This window comes from Hydrocarboniphaga sp. FW305-C-57, assembly GCF_058783045.1.
On record NZ_JBYSYG010000017.1, the window covers coordinates 69,872 to 89,654 of the forward strand.

19 protein-coding genes and 1 tRNA gene are annotated in these 19,783 nt (G+C 66.7%); 11 read left to right on the forward strand and 9 right to left on the reverse strand.

Annotated features, from left to right (window positions below; all coding sequences use genetic code 11):
- Positions 1-28: 28 nt before the first annotated feature.
- From ispE to AC3WUM_RS23385, 3 genes are all read left to right on the forward strand, one after another.
- The gene (ispE, locus tag AC3WUM_RS23375) at positions 29-886 is read left to right on the forward strand and encodes a 4-(cytidine 5'-diphospho)-2-C-methyl-D-erythritol kinase (RefSeq protein ID WP_492413482.1); all 858 of its coding nucleotides are present in this window, start codon (positions 29-31) and stop codon (positions 884-886) included.
- 30 nt (positions 887-916) lie between these two features.
- A tRNA-Gln gene (locus AC3WUM_RS23380) sits at positions 917-991 on the forward strand.
- An 89-nt stretch (positions 992-1,080) separates the two neighbouring features.
- Entirely contained in the window at positions 1,081-2,034 is a 954-nt protein-coding gene (locus AC3WUM_RS23385) for a ribose-phosphate diphosphokinase (RefSeq protein WP_492413484.1), read from the forward strand.
- A gap of 105 nt (positions 2,035-2,139) precedes the next feature.
- Here AC3WUM_RS23385 and AC3WUM_RS23390 read toward each other — a convergent pair whose 3' ends face one another.
- The 3 genes from AC3WUM_RS23390 to AC3WUM_RS23400 form a co-directional block, all read right to left on the reverse strand.
- Positions 2,140-2,802, reverse strand: coding sequence for an HAD family hydrolase (locus AC3WUM_RS23390; protein ID WP_492413485.1), 663 nt, complete (start codon positions 2,800-2,802; stop codon positions 2,140-2,142).
- Positions 2,803-2,812: 10 nt separating this feature from the next.
- A complete protein-coding gene (locus AC3WUM_RS23395) occupies positions 2,813-5,050 on the reverse strand; it encodes a TonB-dependent receptor plug domain-containing protein (RefSeq protein WP_492413486.1) in 2,238 nt (745 codons plus the stop codon).
- A 196-nt stretch (positions 5,051-5,246) separates the two neighbouring features.
- Positions 5,247-6,170, reverse strand: a complete 924-nt coding sequence (locus AC3WUM_RS23400; protein WP_492413488.1) for a LysR substrate-binding domain-containing protein — start codon at positions 6,168-6,170, stop codon at positions 5,247-5,249.
- A gap of 192 nt (positions 6,171-6,362) precedes the next feature.
- Between AC3WUM_RS23400 and AC3WUM_RS23405 the strand changes: the two genes are divergently transcribed.
- From AC3WUM_RS23405 to AC3WUM_RS23420, 4 genes are read left to right on the forward strand one after another with little or no spacing between them, the layout of a single operon-like run.
- Complete coding sequence (locus tag AC3WUM_RS23405; RefSeq protein WP_492413490.1) at positions 6,363-7,295, forward strand: phosphate/phosphite/phosphonate ABC transporter substrate-binding protein; 933 nt, start codon at positions 6,363-6,365, stop codon at positions 7,293-7,295.
- Positions 7,292-8,104 (forward strand): phosphonate ABC transporter ATP-binding protein, encoded by an 813-nt coding sequence (gene phnC / locus AC3WUM_RS23410; RefSeq protein ID WP_492413492.1) that lies wholly within the window; start codon positions 7,292-7,294, stop codon positions 8,102-8,104. The genes AC3WUM_RS23405 and phnC overlap by 4 nt, the downstream gene beginning before the upstream one ends.
- Positions 8,097-9,149: a phosphonate ABC transporter, permease protein PhnE gene (gene phnE / locus AC3WUM_RS23415; RefSeq protein WP_492413494.1), complete on the forward strand. Its 1,053-nt coding sequence runs from the start codon at positions 8,097-8,099 to the stop codon at positions 9,147-9,149. The genes phnC and phnE overlap by 8 nt, the downstream gene beginning before the upstream one ends.
- Positions 9,150-9,176: 27 nt before the next feature.
- Positions 9,177-11,315 carry a phosphocholine-specific phospholipase C gene (locus AC3WUM_RS23420; protein WP_492413496.1) on the forward strand — a complete coding sequence of 713 codons (2,139 nt, stop codon included), beginning with the start codon at positions 9,177-9,179 and terminating at the stop codon, positions 11,313-11,315.
- Between the two features lie 204 nt (positions 11,316-11,519).
- On the opposite strand, the gene AC3WUM_RS23425 is transcribed toward AC3WUM_RS23420, so the two are convergent.
- The 4 genes from AC3WUM_RS23425 to AC3WUM_RS23440 form a co-directional block, all read right to left on the reverse strand.
- On the reverse strand, positions 11,520-12,983 hold the full coding sequence (locus tag AC3WUM_RS23425; RefSeq protein ID WP_492413498.1) for a DegQ family serine endoprotease: 1,464 nt from the start codon (positions 12,981-12,983) through the stop codon (positions 11,520-11,522).
- 277 nt (positions 12,984-13,260) lie between these two features.
- The gene (locus AC3WUM_RS23430; protein WP_492413500.1) at positions 13,261-14,115 is read right to left on the reverse strand and encodes a DMT family transporter; all 855 of its coding nucleotides are present in this window, start codon (positions 14,113-14,115) and stop codon (positions 13,261-13,263) included.
- Complete coding sequence (locus AC3WUM_RS23435) at positions 14,115-15,440, reverse strand: ATP-binding protein (RefSeq protein WP_492413501.1); 1,326 nt, start codon at positions 15,438-15,440, stop codon at positions 14,115-14,117. Before AC3WUM_RS23435 ends, AC3WUM_RS23430 begins: the two co-directional genes overlap by 1 nt.
- Positions 15,437-16,093: a response regulator transcription factor gene (locus AC3WUM_RS23440; protein ID WP_492413502.1), complete on the reverse strand. Its 657-nt coding sequence runs from the start codon at positions 16,091-16,093 to the stop codon at positions 15,437-15,439. The genes AC3WUM_RS23435 and AC3WUM_RS23440 overlap by 4 nt, the downstream gene beginning before the upstream one ends.
- Before the next feature lie 170 nt (positions 16,094-16,263).
- On the opposite strand from AC3WUM_RS23440, the gene AC3WUM_RS23445 reads away from it, so the two are divergent.
- Positions 16,264-16,941: a 50S ribosomal protein L25/general stress protein Ctc gene (locus AC3WUM_RS23445; RefSeq protein ID WP_492413503.1), complete on the forward strand. Its 678-nt coding sequence runs from the start codon at positions 16,264-16,266 to the stop codon at positions 16,939-16,941.
- Positions 16,942-17,113: 172 nt separating this feature from the next.
- Complete coding sequence (gene pth, locus AC3WUM_RS23450; RefSeq protein ID WP_492413505.1) at positions 17,114-17,695, forward strand: aminoacyl-tRNA hydrolase; 582 nt, start codon at positions 17,114-17,116, stop codon at positions 17,693-17,695.
- A 27-nt stretch (positions 17,696-17,722) separates the two neighbouring features.
- Here pth and AC3WUM_RS23455 read toward each other — a convergent pair whose 3' ends face one another.
- The gene (locus AC3WUM_RS23455) at positions 17,723-17,875 is read right to left on the reverse strand and encodes a hypothetical protein (RefSeq protein WP_492413506.1); all 153 of its coding nucleotides are present in this window, start codon (positions 17,873-17,875) and stop codon (positions 17,723-17,725) included.
- A 168-nt stretch (positions 17,876-18,043) separates the two neighbouring features.
- On the opposite strand from AC3WUM_RS23455, the gene AC3WUM_RS23460 reads away from it, so the two are divergent.
- Entirely contained in the window at positions 18,044-18,598 is a 555-nt protein-coding gene (locus tag AC3WUM_RS23460) for a hemerythrin domain-containing protein (protein ID WP_492413507.1), read from the forward strand.
- A gap of 109 nt (positions 18,599-18,707) precedes the next feature.
- Here the strand turns inward: AC3WUM_RS23460 and AC3WUM_RS23465 are convergent, their stop codons facing one another.
- A complete protein-coding gene (locus AC3WUM_RS23465) occupies positions 18,708-19,286 on the reverse strand; it encodes a type 1 glutamine amidotransferase domain-containing protein (RefSeq protein WP_492413508.1) in 579 nt (192 codons plus the stop codon).
- Positions 19,287-19,521: 235 nt separating this feature from the next.
- Between AC3WUM_RS23465 and AC3WUM_RS23470 the strand changes: the two genes are divergently transcribed.
- Positions 19,522-19,752, forward strand: coding sequence for a biotin/lipoyl-containing protein (locus AC3WUM_RS23470; RefSeq protein WP_492413509.1), 231 nt, complete (start codon positions 19,522-19,524; stop codon positions 19,750-19,752).
- The last annotated feature ends 31 nt before the right edge of the window (positions 19,753-19,783 follow it).

The window sequence follows — 19,783 nt, forward strand, 5'->3', positions numbered from 1 at the left end:
CCGTCGACGCTACAAAGTTGTCCGCCCGATGACCCACCCTTTCAACGCCGAATTCGCCTGGCCCGCGCCAGCGAAGCTGAACCTGTTCCTGCACGTCACCGGCCAGCGCGCCGACGGCTACCACCTGCTGCAGACGGTCTTCCAGTTCCTCGACTACGGCGACTCGCTGTATTTCGCCCCGCGCGGTGACGGCGTCTGCCGGCGCGTCGAGGGCAATTACGACATCCCGGACGAGCAGGATCTGATCATCCGCGCCGCGCGCCTGCTCAGCGAGATCAGCGGAGCCGGCCTGGGCGCCGACATCCGGGTGCGCAAGCGCATTCCGTTCGGCGGCGGGCTCGGCGGCGGATCGAGCGACGCGGCGACCACGCTCGTCGCGCTGAACCGGCTCTGGAACCTCGGCATTCCGTACGACGAAATCGCCGACATCGGCCTGCGCCTCGGCGCCGACGTGCCGGTGTTCGTGCGCGCCCAGGCCGCCTGGGCGGAAGGCGTCGGCGACAAGCTCTGGCCGATCGAACTGCCCGAGCCGTATTTCCTCGTCGTCACTCCGCCCGTGCAGGTCTCGACCGCCGAAATTTTCACCGCCCCCGAGCTGCAGCGCGACCGGCAGCCGATCGACCTCGCCGCCTTCAAGGCCGGTGAAGGCGTCAACGTCTGCGAGGCGGTGACGCGCGTGCGCCATCCGCAGGTCGGCGAAGTGCTCGACTGGCTCGCCGCGCACGGCAGGCCACGCATGTCCGGCACCGGCGCCTCGTGCTTCGTCGCCTTCGATACGCTGCTCGAAGCCGAGCGCGTGCGCCAGCAGGTTCCGACGCGGTGGCAAGCTTTTGTTGGAAAAGGGCTGAATCGCTCGCCACTCGCGGATATAATGCGCGGCCTCTGAGGTCCCCGGGCTTCGGAAGACTTCCAGAATTGGGGCGTAGCCAAGTGGTAAGGCAGCGGGTTTTGATCCCGTCATTCGGTGGTTCGAATCCATCCGCCCCAGCCAGTTTTTGGATTGTTCAGATAGTCAGTCTGACTACTTAAGTTGCTTTCGCGGCACCTCACCGTAGCTTCTTCGCGACGAGATCGATTCCGATGGCCGATTCACAGCTGATGCTCTTCACGGGCAATGCGAACCCCCAACTGGCTCGCGAAATTGCCAACTACATGAAGATTCCCCTCGGCAAGGCATCGGTCACCCGGTTCTCCGATGGCGAGGTGCAGGTCGAGATCCTCGAGAACGTCCGCGGCAAGGACGTGTTCGTGATCCAGCCCACCTGCGCGCCGACCAACGACAACTTCATGGAGCTGGTGATGATGCTCGATGCGTTCAAGCGCGCATCGGCAGGCCGCGTCACCGCCGTGGTGCCCTACTTCGGCTACGCGCGCCAGGATCGTCGTCCGCGCAGCGCCCGCGTGCCGATCTCGGCCAAGGTCTGCGCCGACATGATCGGCGAGTGCGGCGCCAACCGCGTGCTCACGGTCGACCTGCACGCCGACCAGATCCAGGGCTTCTTCGACATTCCGGTCGACAACGTCTACGCCTCGCCGGTGCTGCTCGGCGACATCTGGCGCCAGAAGTACGACAACCTCATCGTGGTGTCGCCCGACGTCGGCGGCGTGGTCCGCGCGCGCGCGGTCGCCAAGCGGCTCGACGACGCCGACCTCGCCATCATCGACAAGCGCCGCCCGCGCCCGAACGAAGCCAAGGTCATGAATATCATCGGCGACGTGCGCGGCAAGACCTGCGTGCTCGTCGACGATCTGGTCGACACCGCCGGCACGCTCGGCCAGGCCGCCGGTGCGCTCAAGGATGCCGGCGCGATCAAGGTCGTCGCCTACGTGACGCATCCGGTGCTGTCGGGCAAGGCGATCAGCAACATCACCAACTCGCGCCTCGACACGCTGGTGGTGACCGACACCATTCCGCTGACGCCCGAAGCCGCCGCCTGCCCGAAGATCCGCCAGCTCTCGATCGGCGGCCTGCTCGCCGAAACGATCCGCCGCGTGAGCGCGGAAGAATCGGTCAGCTCGCTGTATCTCGACTGATCGCCGTCGGGCGGGCCAAGGCCCGCCCTGTGATCCGCGCAACGAAAAGAGCACGCCTGACGCGTGCTCTTTTCGTTTGCAGCCGCTCGCAAGCCGCGGCCGCGCTCAGCGAACCAGTTCGCCGGCCAGCACCCGAAAATCGGCCCGGCGCGCGCACGGCTCGGTCACTTCGGCGAGGCCGTAGCCATGCTCCATGAGCACGACATCGACACCGGCGGCTTCGGCGCAACGGCGATCGACATCGCTGTCGCCGATCATGAGCACTTCGCTCGGCTGCAGGCCGCCGCGATCGAGCAGCCATTGCAGCGGCAGCGGGTCGGGCTTGCGCCGTTCGAGGGTGTCGCCACCGGCCACCGCATCGAAGTAGCCGGCAATGCCGAACGACGCCAGCAGCCGCATCGCGCTCTCCTGCGACTGATTGCTGCAGATCGCCAGCCACACCCGCCCGGCGCTCAGCGCAGCCAGCAGCTCGCGAGCGCCGTCGAACAGCCGTACCGATTCCGACGCGGTCCGCAGATAGCGCTGCCGTACCTGCCGCGCCAGCGCATCGACGGACTCGCCGCTGCCGCGCAGCTCCAGCGCCTGCCGCAGCATCGAGTCGAGTCCGAAGTGCACGCTGTGCGCGAGGTCCTGCGCCTCGACGGGCTGCAGTTCCTGCTCCCGCAGTACCGCATTGATCGCTTCGATCATACCGGCGCGCGTATCGAGCAGCGTGCCGTCGAGATCGAACACGATCCCGCGATAGCGGCGGCGGAGCGTCGAACTCATCGCGCCAGCCTCAGAACTCATACGAGTACGTGAAGAACACGCTGCGCGGTTTGGCCTGGAAGGCGTACGGATAGTAGTACTCGGGATCGGTCGGCAGCACTTCGCCGCGCACGCCGGCCGAGGCGTACTGCAGGTTCCCGAACAGGCCGCGGTTGCTGTAGTCCTCGTCGAGAATGTTCTCCAGGCGCAGCTGCAGGCGGTGTTCACGCGCTTCGCCGGCCCAGTACTGCGCGGTGGCGTTTAGCACGAACCAATCGCCCCAGTTGTACGCGGGCACGCTGGCGATCGGACCGTTGGTGATCGTGCGGCCCTGCAGGCGTGGCAGCAGGTTGAACTGGTAGCGGCGATCGCTCGAGGTGTAGCGCAGCTGGCCGGTCGCGAACCATTCGGGCGTCGCGTCGATCTGCCGGTGGGTGCCTTCGACCTCGGCCTTCTGCTGCGTGTAGTTGGCGCTGATCAGCCAGTTGCTGCTGAGCTGGAACTGCACGTCGGCGACCATGCCGCGAATCTCGGTGACGGCATCGGTGTTGTAGCGCGTGTTCGGCGTCAGGCCGCTGGTGGACTGGATGCGGTCGGTGATGTCGGTGGCGAAGCCACCGATCTCGGCCTGCAACTGCGCTTCGCCGAACTGCAACCTGGCGCCCGCCCCGTAGTTGAGCGTCTTGGTCTTCTCGGGTTTCAGATCGGGGTTGCCGATCATGGTGTCGGTGTTCGAGTACAACTCGTTGGTGCGAGGCAGGCTGAACGAATTGCCGCCGTTGACGCGGACGAAGGTATTGCCGGGCAGATTCTGGTGCAGGCCGAACTTGCCGATGGTCTTGGTGCCGAACGACTTCTCGTTTTCGACGCGGCCCGCGATCGACAGATTGGTGCCGGGGCTGAAGGTCGGCGTCAGGTGAAGATCGGCGATCAGCGCATTGCTCGAGACGATGTCGTCGTCGATGCGCACGCGTTCGTCGGAGGCATCGCGATAATTGGTGGACTGCACGCCGAGCGTAGCACCGATCGACGGCGTGAAACTCACGTGGTTGAGCGCGGTGACGATCATCTCTTCGAAGCCGGCCGGAATCGCGTTGTAGCCGATGCCGCGCTGCGTCTGCGGTTCGAGGCGTCCGGTCCAGTGGCCCCATTCGATCGTCGTGTTCGGGCTGCTCGGACTCTGGCAACCCGCTTGAATCCGGCAGATCTCCGGCAGGAACTTGGTGTTGATGAGCTCGGGCTTGCGATACGAGGCGGTGATGTCGGTGCGTACGGCGCTCGACCAGGTCTTGTTGTAGCTCAGGTTGAACAGCGGCATCTTCGACTTCGTGGGGCCGTAGATCGTCGTGTTCGGGAAGGTGTCCTGAAAATCGATCTGCACGTACTGCAGGTTCGCGAGCAGCTGGCTGCCGCCGTCGATCTTCCACAGGTACTTCACGCCGATGTCGTCACGCGAGTTCGAATAGTCGGTGATGCCGCCGGCGGCGAGATGGTTGTCGGTCTGCGATTCGCGCGAAAAGAGCGTCGGCCCATCGGTGCCCAGGCGTCCGCCATAGAACATCACGCTGTGCTTGCCCGAGGTGGTCAGCGGAAACGAATAGTTGCCCCAGATCTCGCGCGTGTTGAAGCTGCCGTACGAAAATCCCATCTCGCCCTTGCGCGTGCCGTCGGGCTTCTTGGTGCGAATGCTCACGAGACCGACGCCGGCGTTGCTGCCGAAGTACAGGCTCTGGCCACCGCGGAACACTTCCACCGATTCGATCATGTGCGGATCGATCAGCGTCGAACCCCAGATGTCCTCCACGCCCGGGCCGCGGTCGTACAGCGGCACGTCGTCGAGCGTCACCAGCGTATCGCGATCGCCGCCGCCGTCGAGGCGAATGGTGAATTCGCCTTCATCGGGGGAATAGCCCACGTAGGCACCCGCGATGAGCCCCTGGGCGAGTTCGGCCATGTTGGTGTAGCCGCCGGCCTCGATCTCCTCGGCGCTGATGACCTGCACCTGATTGCCGAACTGCTGGAGATCCTGCGCCACCGCGGTCACCCGCTCGTGGCCGAGCACTTCGACTTCTTCGATCGCGCTCGCTGCCACCGCGGCCTGCGCGGCTTCGCTTACGGCAGCGCTCGCGCCGGCCTGCGCCACGAGCAGTTCGACCGCCGCGGGAGCGACCGCATCCTGCGCCTGGGCCGGCAAGCTGCAGACCGTCGCACCGACGGCAAGGGACAACAGCGTGCGCCGAAACGGCACGCGAGACTGAATCGCGGACATCGGAAGGCTCCTTCGGGATAGCGTTGGCATTCGCGACGCGAACGCAGCAGCGGCGGTCGAGTGCCGGTGCGTCGCGCCTGGCGATCGGTGGCGATCGCCCTGGCCCGAAGTCTGGTGTCGGTACTTTTCTGACCGATGTCAGGAAAGTGAACGAAATGTTCTGATATTCAGGGATTTGTGCCGAGCCCAAATCCTTCTATAGATGTGCGGCGGGCGCCGCGCCCTGCAGCCGCCGGTTCGTCGCTTCGAGTTCGGCGCGCAGCTGATGCACCAGATCGAGGAACGACATCACCAGCCGCGACTTCATGCGCTCGCGCAAACAGATCACGTGCGAATACGTGGCCGCATCGAGATCGTGGATCGGCAATGGAACCAGGCGCTGATCGTCGACATAGGCCACTGCCGAAACCACGCCGAGGCCGATGCCGTTGGCGACCGCTTCGCGGATCGATTCGCGGCTGCCGATTTCCATGACCTGCTTCACGCGAATACCGGCGCGTTCGAGCGCCTGGTTGAACACGCGCTGCGTGGTCGAACCACTTTCGCGTCCGACGAATTCGCAGCCGTGCAGATCGCTCACGCTGAGCGATTCGCGCGTCGCCAGCGGGTGCTGACGATGCGCGAACACCACCAGCGGCTGGCGACGATACGCCACGCTTTCGACGCGCTCGTCCTGTACGTCGTGCACGAGCACGCCGAGATCGGCGTGATAGTTGAGGATTCGATCGACGATCTGCGAGGAATCACCGACCGAAAGGCTCACGTAGATACGCGGATGGCGCTTCTGGAACGCGGCCAGCACCGGCATCACGTTGTAGGGCCCGACCGCGCCGATGCGCAGATGGCCGCGCAGCATGCCTTCGGCTTCCATGAGCATGGACTGCGCTTCTTCTTCGAGCGCGAACAGGCGATTGGTGATCACCAGCAGGCTGTCGGCGAATTCGGTGGTCATGAGCTTGCGGCCGATCTGCAGGAACAGCTGCACACCGAACTGCTTTTCGAGCGCGCCGATCTGCGCCGAAACGGTGGGCTGGCTGACGCCCATCTCGACGGCCGCGGCGGTCGTGCTGCCGCAGCGGGCGGTGTAATGGAAGGCGCGCAGGCCGGTCAGAAGGCGCATGTGATCTATCGACGTGATCTATGGATGGCCCGCAGTTAACGGCAAGAATCTTTCATTGCCGTGACTCCGGTGCCCGATCCATAGAAGATTTTCATGCCGGGCGGCGATTCATCGATTTTTCCTTCACGGCGATGCAATCAGGGGCTCCTAGGCTGCGCCCATCGTTGTGGCCCACGCTCCCCCGAAGCCCTCATGATCTGGAACCTGCTGCGCCGCCTGCTGGTCGCGTTCACCGCGCTGGCATTCATTCCTTCCGCATTCGCCGCGCCGAACGACGGCAGCCCGCAGCGTCCGCTGCGCGTGATGCTGATTCCGGCCGACGGCGGCACCGCCACCGGCACGCTGGCCGATTTCAAGCCGCTGTTCGACGCCATCACCGCGGACAGCGGCCTGCACTTCTCGCTGCGCGTCGGCAGCAGCTATTCGGCCGTGGTCGAGGCGATGAAGGGCGGGCTCATCGAGATCGCCTGGTTCGGGCCGGTGGCCTACGTGCAGGCGCGCGAGGCCGGCGCGGCCGAGCTGCTCGCGGTTTCGGTGCGCGATGGCGAATCGAGCTACTACGCAGGCATCTTCGTGCGCGCAAACGCCCCGATCAAAACCCTCGCCGACCTGCGCGGCAAGCGCATGTCCTTCGGCGACATCAACTCCACCTCGAGCTTCTCGTACCAGGTGGCGATGCTGCTCGAAGCCGGGCTCGATCCGGCGCGCGACCTGTCCGAGCTGCGCATCACCGGCAGTCATGCCGCGAGCCTCGCCGCACTGAGCAGCAAGCTCGTCGACGCGGCCTGCCTGAGCTTCAATTCGTATCTGCGCGCGGTCGATGCGGGTTCGGTGCGCGCCGAGGATTACCGCGTGCTCGCCCGCAGCGAGGCGATTCCGAATCCGCCGCTGGCGATGAGCACGGCCTTGCCTGCGGCGATCAAGCAGCAGCTCAAAACAGCGTTTGCGCGCGTGCATCAAGCCGGCCACATCGCCGCGGCTTCGCTGCGCGGCTACGGCAACAGCGCGGTCGATCGCTACGACACCGCGTTTCCGGAAGCCGCGTTCGACAGGCCCGCGCAGATGCTCGAGCGCATCGGCGACCAGGAACTCGGCGCGATCCTGCACAAGGCGGGCCAGCGATGAGCGCGCTCGTCGAATTCGATGGCGTGACCAAACGCTATGCCGACGGCACCAGAGCACTCCACGAGCTCAGGCTGTCGATGCCGCGCGCGCAGTTCTGCGTGGTGCTCGGGCCGTCGGGCGCCGGCAAGTCGACCTTGCTGCGCATGCTCAACGGGCTCGCGCGACCCGACGAAGGCGATATCCGCTTCGACGGCGTCACGCTCACGCCCGCGCGATTGCGGCAGCAGCGCAGCCGCATCGGCAGCATTCACCAGCACTACGGCCTGGTCGGACGCCTGTCGGTGCTCGACAACGTGCTCTGCGGCCTGTTGCCGCGCATGAGCTTGCTGCGTTCGATGCTCGGTGTTTTCAGCGACGAACAGCGCCGTCGCGCCTGCCGCATGCTCGCCGAAGCCGGCCTCGACGAAGGGCATCTGTACCGTCGCGCGGACGAGTTGTCGGGCGGCCAGCAGCAGCGCGTCGGCATCGCCCGCGCGCTCATGTGCGATCCGCAGCTGATCCTCGCCGACGAACCCGTCGCGAGCCTCGACCCGCGCATCAGCCGCGACATTTTGGGCCTGCTGCGCAGCACCGTGCACACGCAGGGCGTCGCCGTGCTGTGCACGCTGCACCAGGTCGAGCTCGCATTGGAATTCGCCGATCGCATCGTCGGCCTGCGTGCGGGCCGCGTGGTGTTCGACGGTACGCCGGCCCAGTTCGATGCAGCCGCACACGCGGCGCTGTACTCGGCGTCCGATCTTTCCGTGCGCGCCGACGCTGCGAATGTGGAAGCGCAGACACCGCTGCTTCGGGAGTGGTCCCATGCTTGAGAACGACGTGATCGAAAGCGGCAGGCTCGCGCTCGCGCAGCCAGCCACGATGAAGCCGCCCGAACAGTGGCGACTGCAGCCACGCGGATCGCTGCGCCGGCTGCTGATCGGACTGTTCGTGCTCGTGCTGCTGCTGTTCTCGGCCAGGCGCACCGAGATCGATCGCATGCTGCTGCTGAGCGCCGAGGCCGTCGGTTCGGCGCTCGGCGTGGCCGGGCCTTCGCAGGTCGCCGATGGCGTGCGGCGCGTGAGCAGCTCGCTGTGGCCGCCGCAATTGTCGGAGCGACGCGAAGTCGCGCGTATCGAAGGCTTCGACCGCGACCATCTGCCGTTGGGCTCGCACATCGAGCAGGAGCAGTCGCTGACGCGCAGTCTCGATCCGACCACGCTGCAAGTGCAGACCCAGGTGGTTGCGCGCGAGGTGCTCGTGCAGCCGCTGGGCTATCTCTGGCGCGTGATCGGCCTGATGTTCGAGACCGTCGAGATGGCCGTGTGGGGCACGCTCGTCGCGCTGCTGATGGCCTTTCCGCTGGCGTATTTCGGAGCCCGCAACTACGCGCCGCATCCGCTGCTGCACACGCTGGCGCGCGGAACCAGCAGCCTGCTGCGCTCGGTGCCCGATCTGATCAGCGCGCTGTTCCTGGTGCTGGCCTTCGGCTTCGGCCCGATCGCCGGCGTGCTGGCGCTCGGCGCGCACAGCGCGGGCTTTCTGGGCAAGTTCTTCGCCGAGAGCATCGAGAACGCCGAGCGCGCTCCGCAGGATGCGCTGCGCGCCGCCGGTGCGCGCGACCTGCAGATTCTGCGCTACGCGGTCTGGCCCGCGGTGCTGCCCTCGGTGATCGGCCAGGTGCAGTACATCCTCGAGCGCAACGTGCGGACGGCGACCGTGATCGGCATCGTCGGCGCCGGCGGCATCGGCCAGGAACTCAAGGGCCGCTTCGAGATGTTCGACTTCGGGCACGTGGCCACGCTGCTGCTCGCGATCTTCGTCTCGGTGGTGCTGCTCGAACATCTGGCCGGACGCCTGCGCGCCCGCTTCATCTGAAGAATTCCCACAGCAGGAGCTGCTCCCATGACGACGACTCGCAGTCGCCGCGACTTTCTGCGCCTGGTCGGCGGCGCCGCCGGCGCCGGTGCCTTGCCGCTGTCCATCCGCGATGCGCTGGCCATTTCCGCACGCAGCGAAACCGGCACGATCCGCGACGTGCAGCACGTGGTGATCCTGATGCAGGAGAACCGCTCGTTCGATCACTACTTCGGCGCCCTGCGCGGCGTGCGCGGCTTCGGCGATCGCTTTCCGGTTCCGCTGGCCTCGGGCAAATCGGTCTGGTGGCAATCCGACGGCAAGCGCGAGATTCCGCCGTATCACCTCGATAGCGCGCGCATGAACGCGCTGCTGGTACCCGATACGCCGCATTCGTATTCGGACGCACAGGCGGCCTGGAACCAGGGTTTGTTCGGGCAATGGCCGCTGTACAAGACGCAGTATTCGATGGGCCACTACCGGCGCGCCGACGTGCCGTTCCAGTACGCGCTCGCCGAAGCCTTCACGATCTGCGATGCGTACCACTGCTCGATCACCGCGGGCACCGATCCGAACCGCATCGTGTTCTGGAGCGGCTCCAACTTCAGTCCCGAGCTGCGCGCACGCGGCATCGACAGCACCGACGTCGACTCCGAACCCGACAACCTGCGCTGCTGGGTCACCGGCACGATGCCCGAGCCGGGCTACCAATACGTCAGCAATGCGCTGACCTGGCCGACGATCCCGGACGTGCTGCAGCAGGCCGGCGTGAGCTGGCGCGTCTACCAGGACCCGAACGACAACTGGACCGGCGCGATGCACGGCTGCCTGGCATTCAAGAGCTTCCGCGAAGCGGAACGCGATTCACCGATCTATCGCAACGGCATGTCGCACTGGAGCATCGACGACCTGATCCGGCACGTCGAGCAGGACACGCTGCCGCAGGTGAGCTGGATTCTGCCGACGCGCCTGCAGTCCGAGCATCCGGGCGCACCGTCGAGCCCGCAGCAGGGCGGCCATTTCACGAGCGAAGTACTCGCCGCGCTGACGCGCAATCCGGCGGTCTGGAGCAAGACCGCGCTGTTCGTGACCTTCGACGAGAACGACGGCTTCTTCGATCATCTGCCGCCGCCCGCGCCGCCCTCGTTCGATGCCGATGGCAGGCTCGCGGGCGCTGCGACGCTCGACCTCGCCGGGCATTACTTCCACGACCCCTATCGCAACCATCTCAAGCGCGAGGACCTCGTCAGCGGCACGCGCCGGCCCTGGGGCCTCGGGCCGCGCGTGCCGATGTACGTGATCTCGCCGTGGAGCCGCGGCGGCTGGGTCAATTCGCAGGTGGCCGATCACACGTCGGTGGGCCAGTTCCTGGAACGCCGCTTCGACCTGCGCATCCCGGCCATCAGCCCCTGGCACCGCGCGGTCTGCGGCGACCTGAGCTCGGCCTTCGACTTCAAGAACCCGAATGCGGCGCGCTTCCCGCGCCTGCCGGACGTGGCGAACTACGCCGAGATCGAAAGCGCGCAGAGCCAGCTCGCGGTGCCGTCCGCTCCGGCCCAGCCGCAGCCGGTCTGGCAGGAGCAGGGCCTGCGCCCCTCGCGCGCGCTGCCCTACGCGCTGCACGTCGATGCGCGCGCCGAAGGCGATCAGCTGGAACTGGAGTTCGGCAACACCGGGGCACAGGGCGCAGTGTTCCAGGTCTACGATCGCCTGCGGCCCCAGCGCATCCCGCGCCGCTACACGGTCGAGGCCGGCAAGTCGCTGGCGGATCGCTGGGCGACGACCGACACCGATGGCGCGTTCGATCTGTGGGTGCACGGCGTCAACGGCCACGTGCGCCACTTCCAGGGCCGCATCGGCGATGCGGCCTCGGCGCCGCAGCTGCGGTTCCGCCACGGCGACGACGGCAGCCTCAGGCTCGAAGCGCAGGCCGCCGCCGGCAGCGAGCCGGTGACGCTGACGATCGTCGACAACGCCTACGGCGACAGCGTCGTGAAACTCGAGCTGAAGCCCGGCACCACGGCCAGCAAGCGCTGGAGCTTGCGCAAGAGCGCGCACTGGTACGACTTCAGCGTGAGCCTGGAAGGCAAGCCGGGCTGGCATCAGCGTCATGCCGGGCGCGCGGAATCCGGCAGCCACGGCTACAGCGATCCGGCGATGGCGACGGGGCCCGCGCTGTTCTCCTGACATCGATCCGGAGCTTGGTCCTTATTTCGGTTCGGCCGTAAACGAGAAGAGCACGCGTCAAGCGTGCTCTTCTCGTTTGTGCTCCATCCGATCCGCGATCGCCGCCGTTGGCGATGCCCGGGCTTCGTTGCCCGCGGGAACCGGCGCCTTTGCCGGCTCCCGTGTCGATTGACCGCCGGATCAGCCCGTCGTTCAACGCATCGTTCAGCCCAGATCGACCGGCACGAAGATGCGCGCCTCGCCGCGCTGGATCAGTACGGCGATGTGACGGTCGGACTTCTCGACGATCTCGCGCAGCTGCTTGGCGCTGTCGATGGTCTTGCCGTTGGCCGACAGCAACACATCGCCCGGGCGGATGCCGGCTTCGGCCGCCGCGGCGGCGACGTCTTCGACGACCAGGCCGCCCTTGACGTCGATCTGCTTCTTCTCGTCACTCGTGAGCGGGCGCACCGCGACGCCGAGGCGTCCGCCGGCATCGGCTTTGCCGCCTTCGTCGGCGCTGGCGACCTGCGCGTCTTCCATCGCTTCGAGCTTGGCGCTCAGGTCGCGCTTCTTGCCGTCACGCCAGACCGTGAGCTCGACCTTGGCGCCGGGCTGCATCGACGCGATCGCCGAAGGCAGCGCGAACGAGTCCTGCACGGGCTTGCCGTCGACGGCCAGGATCACGTCGCCCGGTTGCACGCCGGCCTTGGCGGCGGCGCTGTCCTCTTCGACGTTCGACACCAGCGCGCCGGTCGGCTGCGACAGGCCGAAGCTCTGCGCGAGCTGCTGGTTGACGGCCTGGATCGTCACGCCGAGCTTGCCACGTGTCACCTTGCCGCTGGTCTGCAGCTGCTTGCTGACGTTGAGCGCGACGTCGATCGGGATCGAAAAGCTCACGCCCTGGAAGCCGCCGCTGCGCGAGTAGATCTGCGAGTTGATGCCGACCACTTCGCCATCGAGATTGAACAGCGGGCCGCCGGAGTTGCCCGGGTTGATCGCGACGTCGGTCTGGATGAACGGCACGTAGGAGCCGTCCGGCAAGGTGCGGCCCTTGGCGCTGACGATGCCCTGCGTGACGGTGTTCTCGAAGCCGAACGGGCTGCCGATGGCGACCACCCATTCGCCGACGTTGAGCTGCTCGGGGTCGCCGAGCTTCACGGTCGGCAGGTCGCGCGCATCGATCTTGAGCACGGCGACGTCGCTCTTGGCGTCCTGGCCGATGACCTTGGCGGTGAATTCGCGGCGGTCGGTGAGCTTGACCGTGACTTCCTTGGCGTCGGCGACGACGTGCGCATTGGTGAGAATCACGCCGTCCGCGCCGACGATGAAGCCGGAGCCTTCGCCGAAGCTCGGGCGCTCCTGCTGCGGAATCTGGCCGAAGAACTGCGAGAACGGATCGTCGCCATCACCGAAGCCCGGAAAACCGCGCAGCTGGCCGCGCGCCGAGGTCTTCACGGTGCCCTTGGTGGTGATGTTGACGACAGCCGGGCCGTAGGCACGCACCATCGCCGAGAAGTCCGGCAGCGCGGCACGCGCCGAGACGTTGGCCGGTGCGGCCACCGGGGCGGCAACCGGCACGCTCGCGGTTTCGTGGCCCATCGCATAGAGCGCGGTGCCCGGCACGGCGACGGCCGCAGCGCCCAACAACGCCGCGGCGAATGGGTTACGGACGATCTTCATGCTCATCTTCAAACGCTCCTGACTATCGGTGGAAAGCCGCGGAAATCGTTCCGCGTACCGCCACGATGGGCGCGAAGATTTAAGGAAGATTTAAGACGAGCCGCCTTCGGCTGTGCTTGTCCCCTCTCCCACTCGTGGGAAAGGGTGGCGCGCAAGCGCCGGGAGAGGGGCTGATCGGAAAGTGCGCGCACTTTTCAGACGAACCCTCTCTCCCCTCGCTGACGCGAGGGACTCTCTCCAGCAAGCGGGAGAGAGGAACGGCGACGAAGTCGCGGGGGCCGAATTACTCCCGCTGCCCGAGCCAGACGCCCAGCGAGGCCAGCAGCAGGCCGACCAGCTCGTGCCAACCGAAGGCCGCGTCGAGCAGCAGCGCGGCGAGCACCGCGGTGACCGGCGGAACCAGATAGAAAAGCCCGGCCGTGCGGCCGGCCGCTCCGCGGCGCAGCAGCCACAGGTACAGCAGCAGGCCCGCGCAGGAATTCACCAGGATCGACCAGGCGGTGCCGAGCAGCACGGCGGTCTGGGGCACGTAATGCAGCCCTTCGAGCGCGATCGCGAACGGCGCGAGCACGATCAGCGAGGCCAGCAGCTGCACGACCAGCGAGAGCCGCGGGTCCAAATGCGTGGTGTGGCGCTTCTGGTAAAGCGTGCCGAAGCTCAGCGACAGCAGTGCCAGCAGCATGAAGCCGTAGCCGAGCAGCGAACCCGGCGCCATGAGCTTGGGCCCGATCACGAACAGCACGCCGGCCAGGCCGAGCGCGAGACCGATCGGCGTGTAGCGGCGCAGGCGTTCGCCGAGGAACACCGCGCCGCCGATCGCCGTCGTCAGCGGCATGAGCCCGGCGATGAGTCCGGCCGCCGCCGGCGGAACGCCCGCGCGCATACCCGCGTAGGTGAAGCCGAAGAATCCGGCCTGCAGCAGCACGCCGCCGATCGCGGCGTGCTTGAGCTCGGAAAACGCGGCCGCGGCCGGCCGGCGCCAGCACAGCAGCCAGAGTCCGACGATCGCGCCCGAACCCGCGAAACGCAGCACTGCGAGCGTGAACGCACCGCTGCCCCGCAGGGCGAATTCGGCCGCCAGATATCCCGTGCTCCAGAGCAGCACGAAGGCCAGTCCGGCCAGCGATTCGGTCCGCATCAGTTCGATCCTCCCTGCGCGGCGAAGCGCACGATCACCTTGAGTCCGCGTCCGTCGTCGCCGCCGGCCAGCGTCACCGTCGCCGCATGCGCCTCGGCGATGCTGCGCACGATCGCCAGGCCCAGTCCGCTGCCACCCGGCGGTGCGTCGGGCGCGCGATAGAAGCGGTCGAACACGCGCCCGCGCTCGGCTTCCGGAATGCCTGGGCCCTGGTCGAGCACCACGAGTTCCACGGTCGAACCGGCGCCGCGTACCGACACGTCGATGCGCCCGCCCTGCGACGAATGGCGAATCGCGTTGTCGAGCAGGTTGCGCAGCAGCGTCTTGAGCGCCTCGGGCTCGCCGACGACGCGGGCTTCGGAGGCCGCGTCGTCGAGCCCGAGATCGACCTGCTTGGCTTCGGCCGCGGCGTAGAGCTCGCCGATCACCTGGCGCGCGAGTTCGGCCAGCACGAGCGGTCGACGGACTTCGGAGCCCGCTCCGGGTTCCGGCGCGTCCTGCCGGGCCAGCGCGAGCATCTGCTCGACGAGCCGCGAGGCCCGGCCGACGCCGGCTTCGAGCGCCTCGATCGCGGCTCGGCGCTCCTGCTCGCCGGCCTGGTCGAGCCCGCGCAGCTGCAGGCGCAGGGCCGTCAGCGGCGTGCGCAGCTCGTGCGCGGCATCGGCGATGAAGCGACGCTCGCGCTCGCGCTGGCTGTTCAGTCGGCCGAGCAGGTCGTTCAGCGAGGCCACCAGCGGCTGTACTTCGGCCGGCAAGCCCTGCTCACGCAGCGGTGCCGATTCGACCGCCGGCCGTGAGCCGACTTGCTGGGCCAGCTTGCGCAGCGGCGCGAGCACGCGGCCGACCGAGATCCAGATCACCATGCCGAGCGCCGGCATCAGTAACAGCAGCGGCAACAGCACGCGAGCGGCCAGATGCGCGGCCCGCGATTCGCGCACGCGCATCGGCTGCGCCACCTGGATCACGTTGAACGGCGTGCGCAGGCCGTAGACGCGCCATTCGCCTTCGGGCGTGCGGACGGTCGAAAACCCCAGGGTGGTCAGGCCCGGCAAGCTCGCGTGGCGCTGCGACAGGTACACGCGCACGCCGGTCAGGCTCCAGACCTGCACGACGAGGTCGGCCGCGGCTTCGCGCTCGCCGAACTCGGGCGCGGGCTGCAGGAAGCTGCGGTCACGCAGGGCATGCGCGGTTTCGCGCAATTGCTGGTCGAACACGATGTCGGCCTCGGCGAGCGCCTGCCGGTACAGGAACGCCGCCCCCGCGATGCCCGTCAGCAGCACGGCCCCGAGCAGCCAGAGCAGCAGCCGCGTGCGCAGCGAGTTCACGTCGCCACCCGCCAGCCGACCCCGCGCACGTTCTGGATGAAGCCCGCCGAGAGCTTGCGTCGCAGGCCGGACAGGTGGACGTCGACGGTATTGCTCTCCACTTCCTCGCCCCAGCCGTAGAGCCGCTCCTCGAGCTGGCTGCGCGAAAGCACCTGCCCCGGACGTTCGAGCAGGGCCTGCAGGATCGCGAATTCGCGCGGGGACAGCGCCAGTTCGACGCCGGCCTGCGTAGCCTTGTGCGCCGCCGGGTCGAGCAGCAGGTCGCGATGCTCGATCAGCGGGCCGCTCTGCCCGCTCTTGCGCCGCACCAGGGCGCGAATGCGGGCCGCGAGCTCGTCCGGATCGAAGGGCTTGGTCAGGTAGTCGTCGGCCCCGGCGTCGAGGCAGGCGACCTTGCTCGCGATCGCGTCGCGCGCGGTCAGGATCAGCACCGGGGACGCCACTGCGTGCGTGCGCAGCTTGCGCAGCACCTCGAGCCCATCGCCGCGCGGCAGCCCGAGATCGAGCACGATCAGGTCGAAATGCTCGCTGATAGCGGCGGTCAGGGCGCTCGGCGCGTCCCGCAGCCAGTCGACCGCGTAGCCACGGCGGCGCAGCTCGGCGCGCAGGCCGCTGCCGATCATTTCGTCGTCTTCGACCAGCAGGATGCGCACGATTGACCTGATTCGATGCCCCGGAAAGCCGGCTAGCCTGCCCGGTTGCCGCCAAACGTCAAGCCCGCCGCGCCGCGATCCGGTGGCGACTTTCCGACCGCTCCCGTAGAATCCGCGCCCCCGTTGCTGGTCGCGGCTACGGGTCGTCAATCATTTTTGGAGTTTTCCCCATGAAACAGAAATTCGTCATCGAAGCCGAGGCACGCTCGGTGCAGGGAACGGGTGCGAGCCGCCGTCTGCGCCACGCGGGTTCGGTCCCGGGCATCGTCTATGGCGGCAAGAAAGAGCCGCAGATGATCTCCATCAACCACAACGAGCTGTGGAAGCAGCTCAAGCTCGAAGCCTTCTACTCGGCCATCATCACGCTGAACGTCGGCGGTGAATCCGAGCAGGTCGTGCTCAAGGATCTGCACCGTCACCCGGTCCGCGAGCAGGTTCTGCACCTCGACCTCCAGCGCATCCAGGCCGACGTCGCCCTGCGCATCCGCGTTCCGCTGCACTTCAAGGGCGGCGACGTGGCCCCGGGCGTCAAGACCGGCGGCGGCTATGTCGAGCATCTGCTGAACGAAGTCGAAGTCGAGTGCCTGCCGAAGGACCTGCCCGAAGCCTTCGAGATCGACATCTCCGGCCTCAACGTCAACGAGTCGATCCACCTGTCGCAGATCGCGTTGCCAGAAGGCGTCGCCTTCGTCGAACTCAAGCACGACAACGACCTCGCGGTCGTCGCGATCCACCTGCCGAAGGCTGCCGAGGAAGAGGAAGCCGCTCCGGCCTCCGCCGAAGTCCCGGCCGCCAACCAGAAGGCTCCCGACGCCAAGGCTGCCGCTCCGGCGCCGAAGAAGAAGTGAAGGACCGAGCCACCCGTCGAGGGACCCAGGCATAGCCTGGGATCGACGGCAAGGCGAGTGTCCGCTCTCCCAGACGCGGCACCCGCCCTGGCTCAACGCAAAAAGCCCTGCCCTCGCCGGCAGGGCTTTTTGTTAAGGTCGCCACCTCGTTCAGAAGTCTCGAACCCACGCAATGCCCGACTCGCTCTACGCCATCGTCGGCCTCGGTAATCCAGGGCCGGAATACGCGCGCACTCGCCACAACACCGGCTTCTGGTTCGCCGACCTCGCAGCGCTGCGCTACGGCGGCAGCTTCCGCACCGAATCGAAGTTCTTCGGCGAAACGGCTCGCGTGAAGATCGGCCCGGCCGACGTGCTGCTGCTCAAGCCGACGACCTTCATGAATCGCAGCGGCCAGGCGGTGGCCGCGCTCGCGAACTTCTACAAGCTCACGCCGGGCCAGTTGCTCGTCGCCCATGACGAGCTCGATCTGCCGGCCGGCACCATGCGCCTCAAGCTCGGCGGTGGCCACGGCGGGCACAACGGCTTGCGCGACATCTACAAATCGCAGGGCGAGGCATATCGCCGGCTGCGCATCGGCATCGGCCATCCGGGCGACAAGAATCTCGTGCTCAACTATGTGCTCGGCCGGCCGAACAAGTCGGACGAGGACGCGATTCTCGACGGGCTGGATCGTGCGCTGGATGCGGTCGAAACCTGGCTCAGGGAAAGCTGGGACAAAGGCACGCAGCAGCTGCATACCGCTGCGCGCTGATCACCGATTCCTGCGCCAGATCCTGCGCTAGCGGTCGTGCTTGTCGCGTTGTCCGGTGCTGCCTTGATGGCCACCGTTGATGCTCTTCTCGCGCTCGTGCGGCGCGTCCTTGCCGGACTTGCCGTGCTCGTCTCGAGGCCGAGCGATCTGCTTGTCGTCCTTGCGATCGGTGCGATTCATCGTCGTCTCCTGCGTCATTGTCGACTTTCCAGTGAGACCTGATGCTCGGTCAGCGAGTGTGTACATGCCCTGACTTGAATTCCTCGAAAACGACCGCTTGAATCCTGCGAGGATTCAGCACGCGGGCCTAGTCTTGAACCCCTCACAGCCAGCCAAGGAGGGCAAGCCATGAGTCTTCTGAATCCGCGTTCTTCCACGCATGCGATCAAGCTACTCGAGACCGATCACCGCGAAGTCGATGCGATGTTCGAAGAATTCGAGAAAGCGAACACCGGCCCCGATCAGACCGAGATCGTCAGCCGCATCTGCAAGGCGCTCGCCGTTCATACCGAGATCGAGGAACGCATCTTCTATCCGGAATCGCGCAAGGTGCTGCAAAGCGACGGGCAGGATCAGGTCGACGAAGCCTACGTCGAGCACGCGAGCCTCAAGGGCCTGATCCAGCGGCTCGACGGCATGCGCGCGAACGAGCCGCTGTTCAAGGCTTACGTGACGGTACTGAAGGAATACGTGCAGCATCACGTCAAGGAAGAGGAGAAGGATTACTTTCCGGATGTGGAGAAAACTTCGCTCGATCTCGAAGCGGTTGGCCAGCGCATGCTCGTGCTCAAGGAGCAGCTCATGACGCAGCTGCGCGACGAGGGCAGCCATCGCGGAGTGGTGCGCGCCAAGCTCATCGAATCGCAACCGCTGCCGCAGCGTGCGATGAAGAAAGCGGCCTGATCGATTCCAACGGTGCGTGCAGAAAAGAGGCTTGGCGCGATGCGCCAAGCCTCTTTTCTGCACGCTGCGAAAGCGGTGGGCCGGCCGGCAAGCCACCCACCCCGTTCGTCTACGCCGCCTTTTTCTGCTTCGAGTCCGCGCCGAGCTGCTTGATCAGCGCGTCGACGAAGGCGGGAATGTCGTCCGGCTTGCGGCTCGTGACGATCGGACCGTCGACGATGACCTCCGCGTCGGCCCACTGCGCGCCCGCGTTCGTGAGGTCGATCCTGAGCGAAGGCCAGCTCGTCATCCGCTTGCCTTTGGCGAGGCCAGCATCGATCAGCGTCCACGGGCCATGACAGATCGCCGCGATCGGCCGGCCGGTTTCGCCGAACGAGCGAATGAAATCGATCGCCTTGGTCTCGAGCCTGAGCTTGTCCGGATTGATCTGCCCGCCCGGCAATACGAGCGCGGCGTAATCCTCCACCTTGGCATCGTCGACCTTGCGATCGACGCGGACGGTCTCACCCCAATCGGTGAATTTCCAGGCCTTGATCTCGCCGGGCTTGGCGGTCTTGGCCGGGGCGAGCACCTCCACTTTCAGGCCGGCCTGCTCGAGCAGTTTCTTGGGCTGCAGCAGCTCGTCCTGCTCGAAGCCATCGGTGGCGAGAATGGCGACTTTCCTCGGTGATACGGTCTTATCGTTCATGCCTTGCTCCTTGCGGTGTTGACGCGCATCCATGCGCAGCCGATCGCTTGCAATAGCTGTTCCGAGCGCGGCGCGCGACCCCGACGGCCGCAAAAGACACGCGAGCGAGCCGCAAGCCGCACGAGCACCGAGGCCCGATCGTGCAGCTTGATCCGCCGCGCCTGCACGCTCCCGGTCGGCGGAAATACTCACTACACTAGCCCGCAGCCACGAGAGCCCAGAACATGAGTACGCCATGAGCACGCCGATCGTCCTTCCCAAGCTGGGTTTCTCGATGACCGAAGGAACGCTCACCGACTGGCTCGTCGCCGATGGCGGCTCGGTGACGCAGGGCCAGCTGCTGTATTCGCTCGAAAGCGACAAGTCCATGCAGGAAATCGAGGCTCCGGCCACCGGTAAGCTCAAGATTCTCAAAGCCGCGGGTTCGGCGTATCCGGTCGGCACCAAGCTCGGCGAGATCATCTGAACCCGGCGTCGCAGGGTCACCGGATCACGAT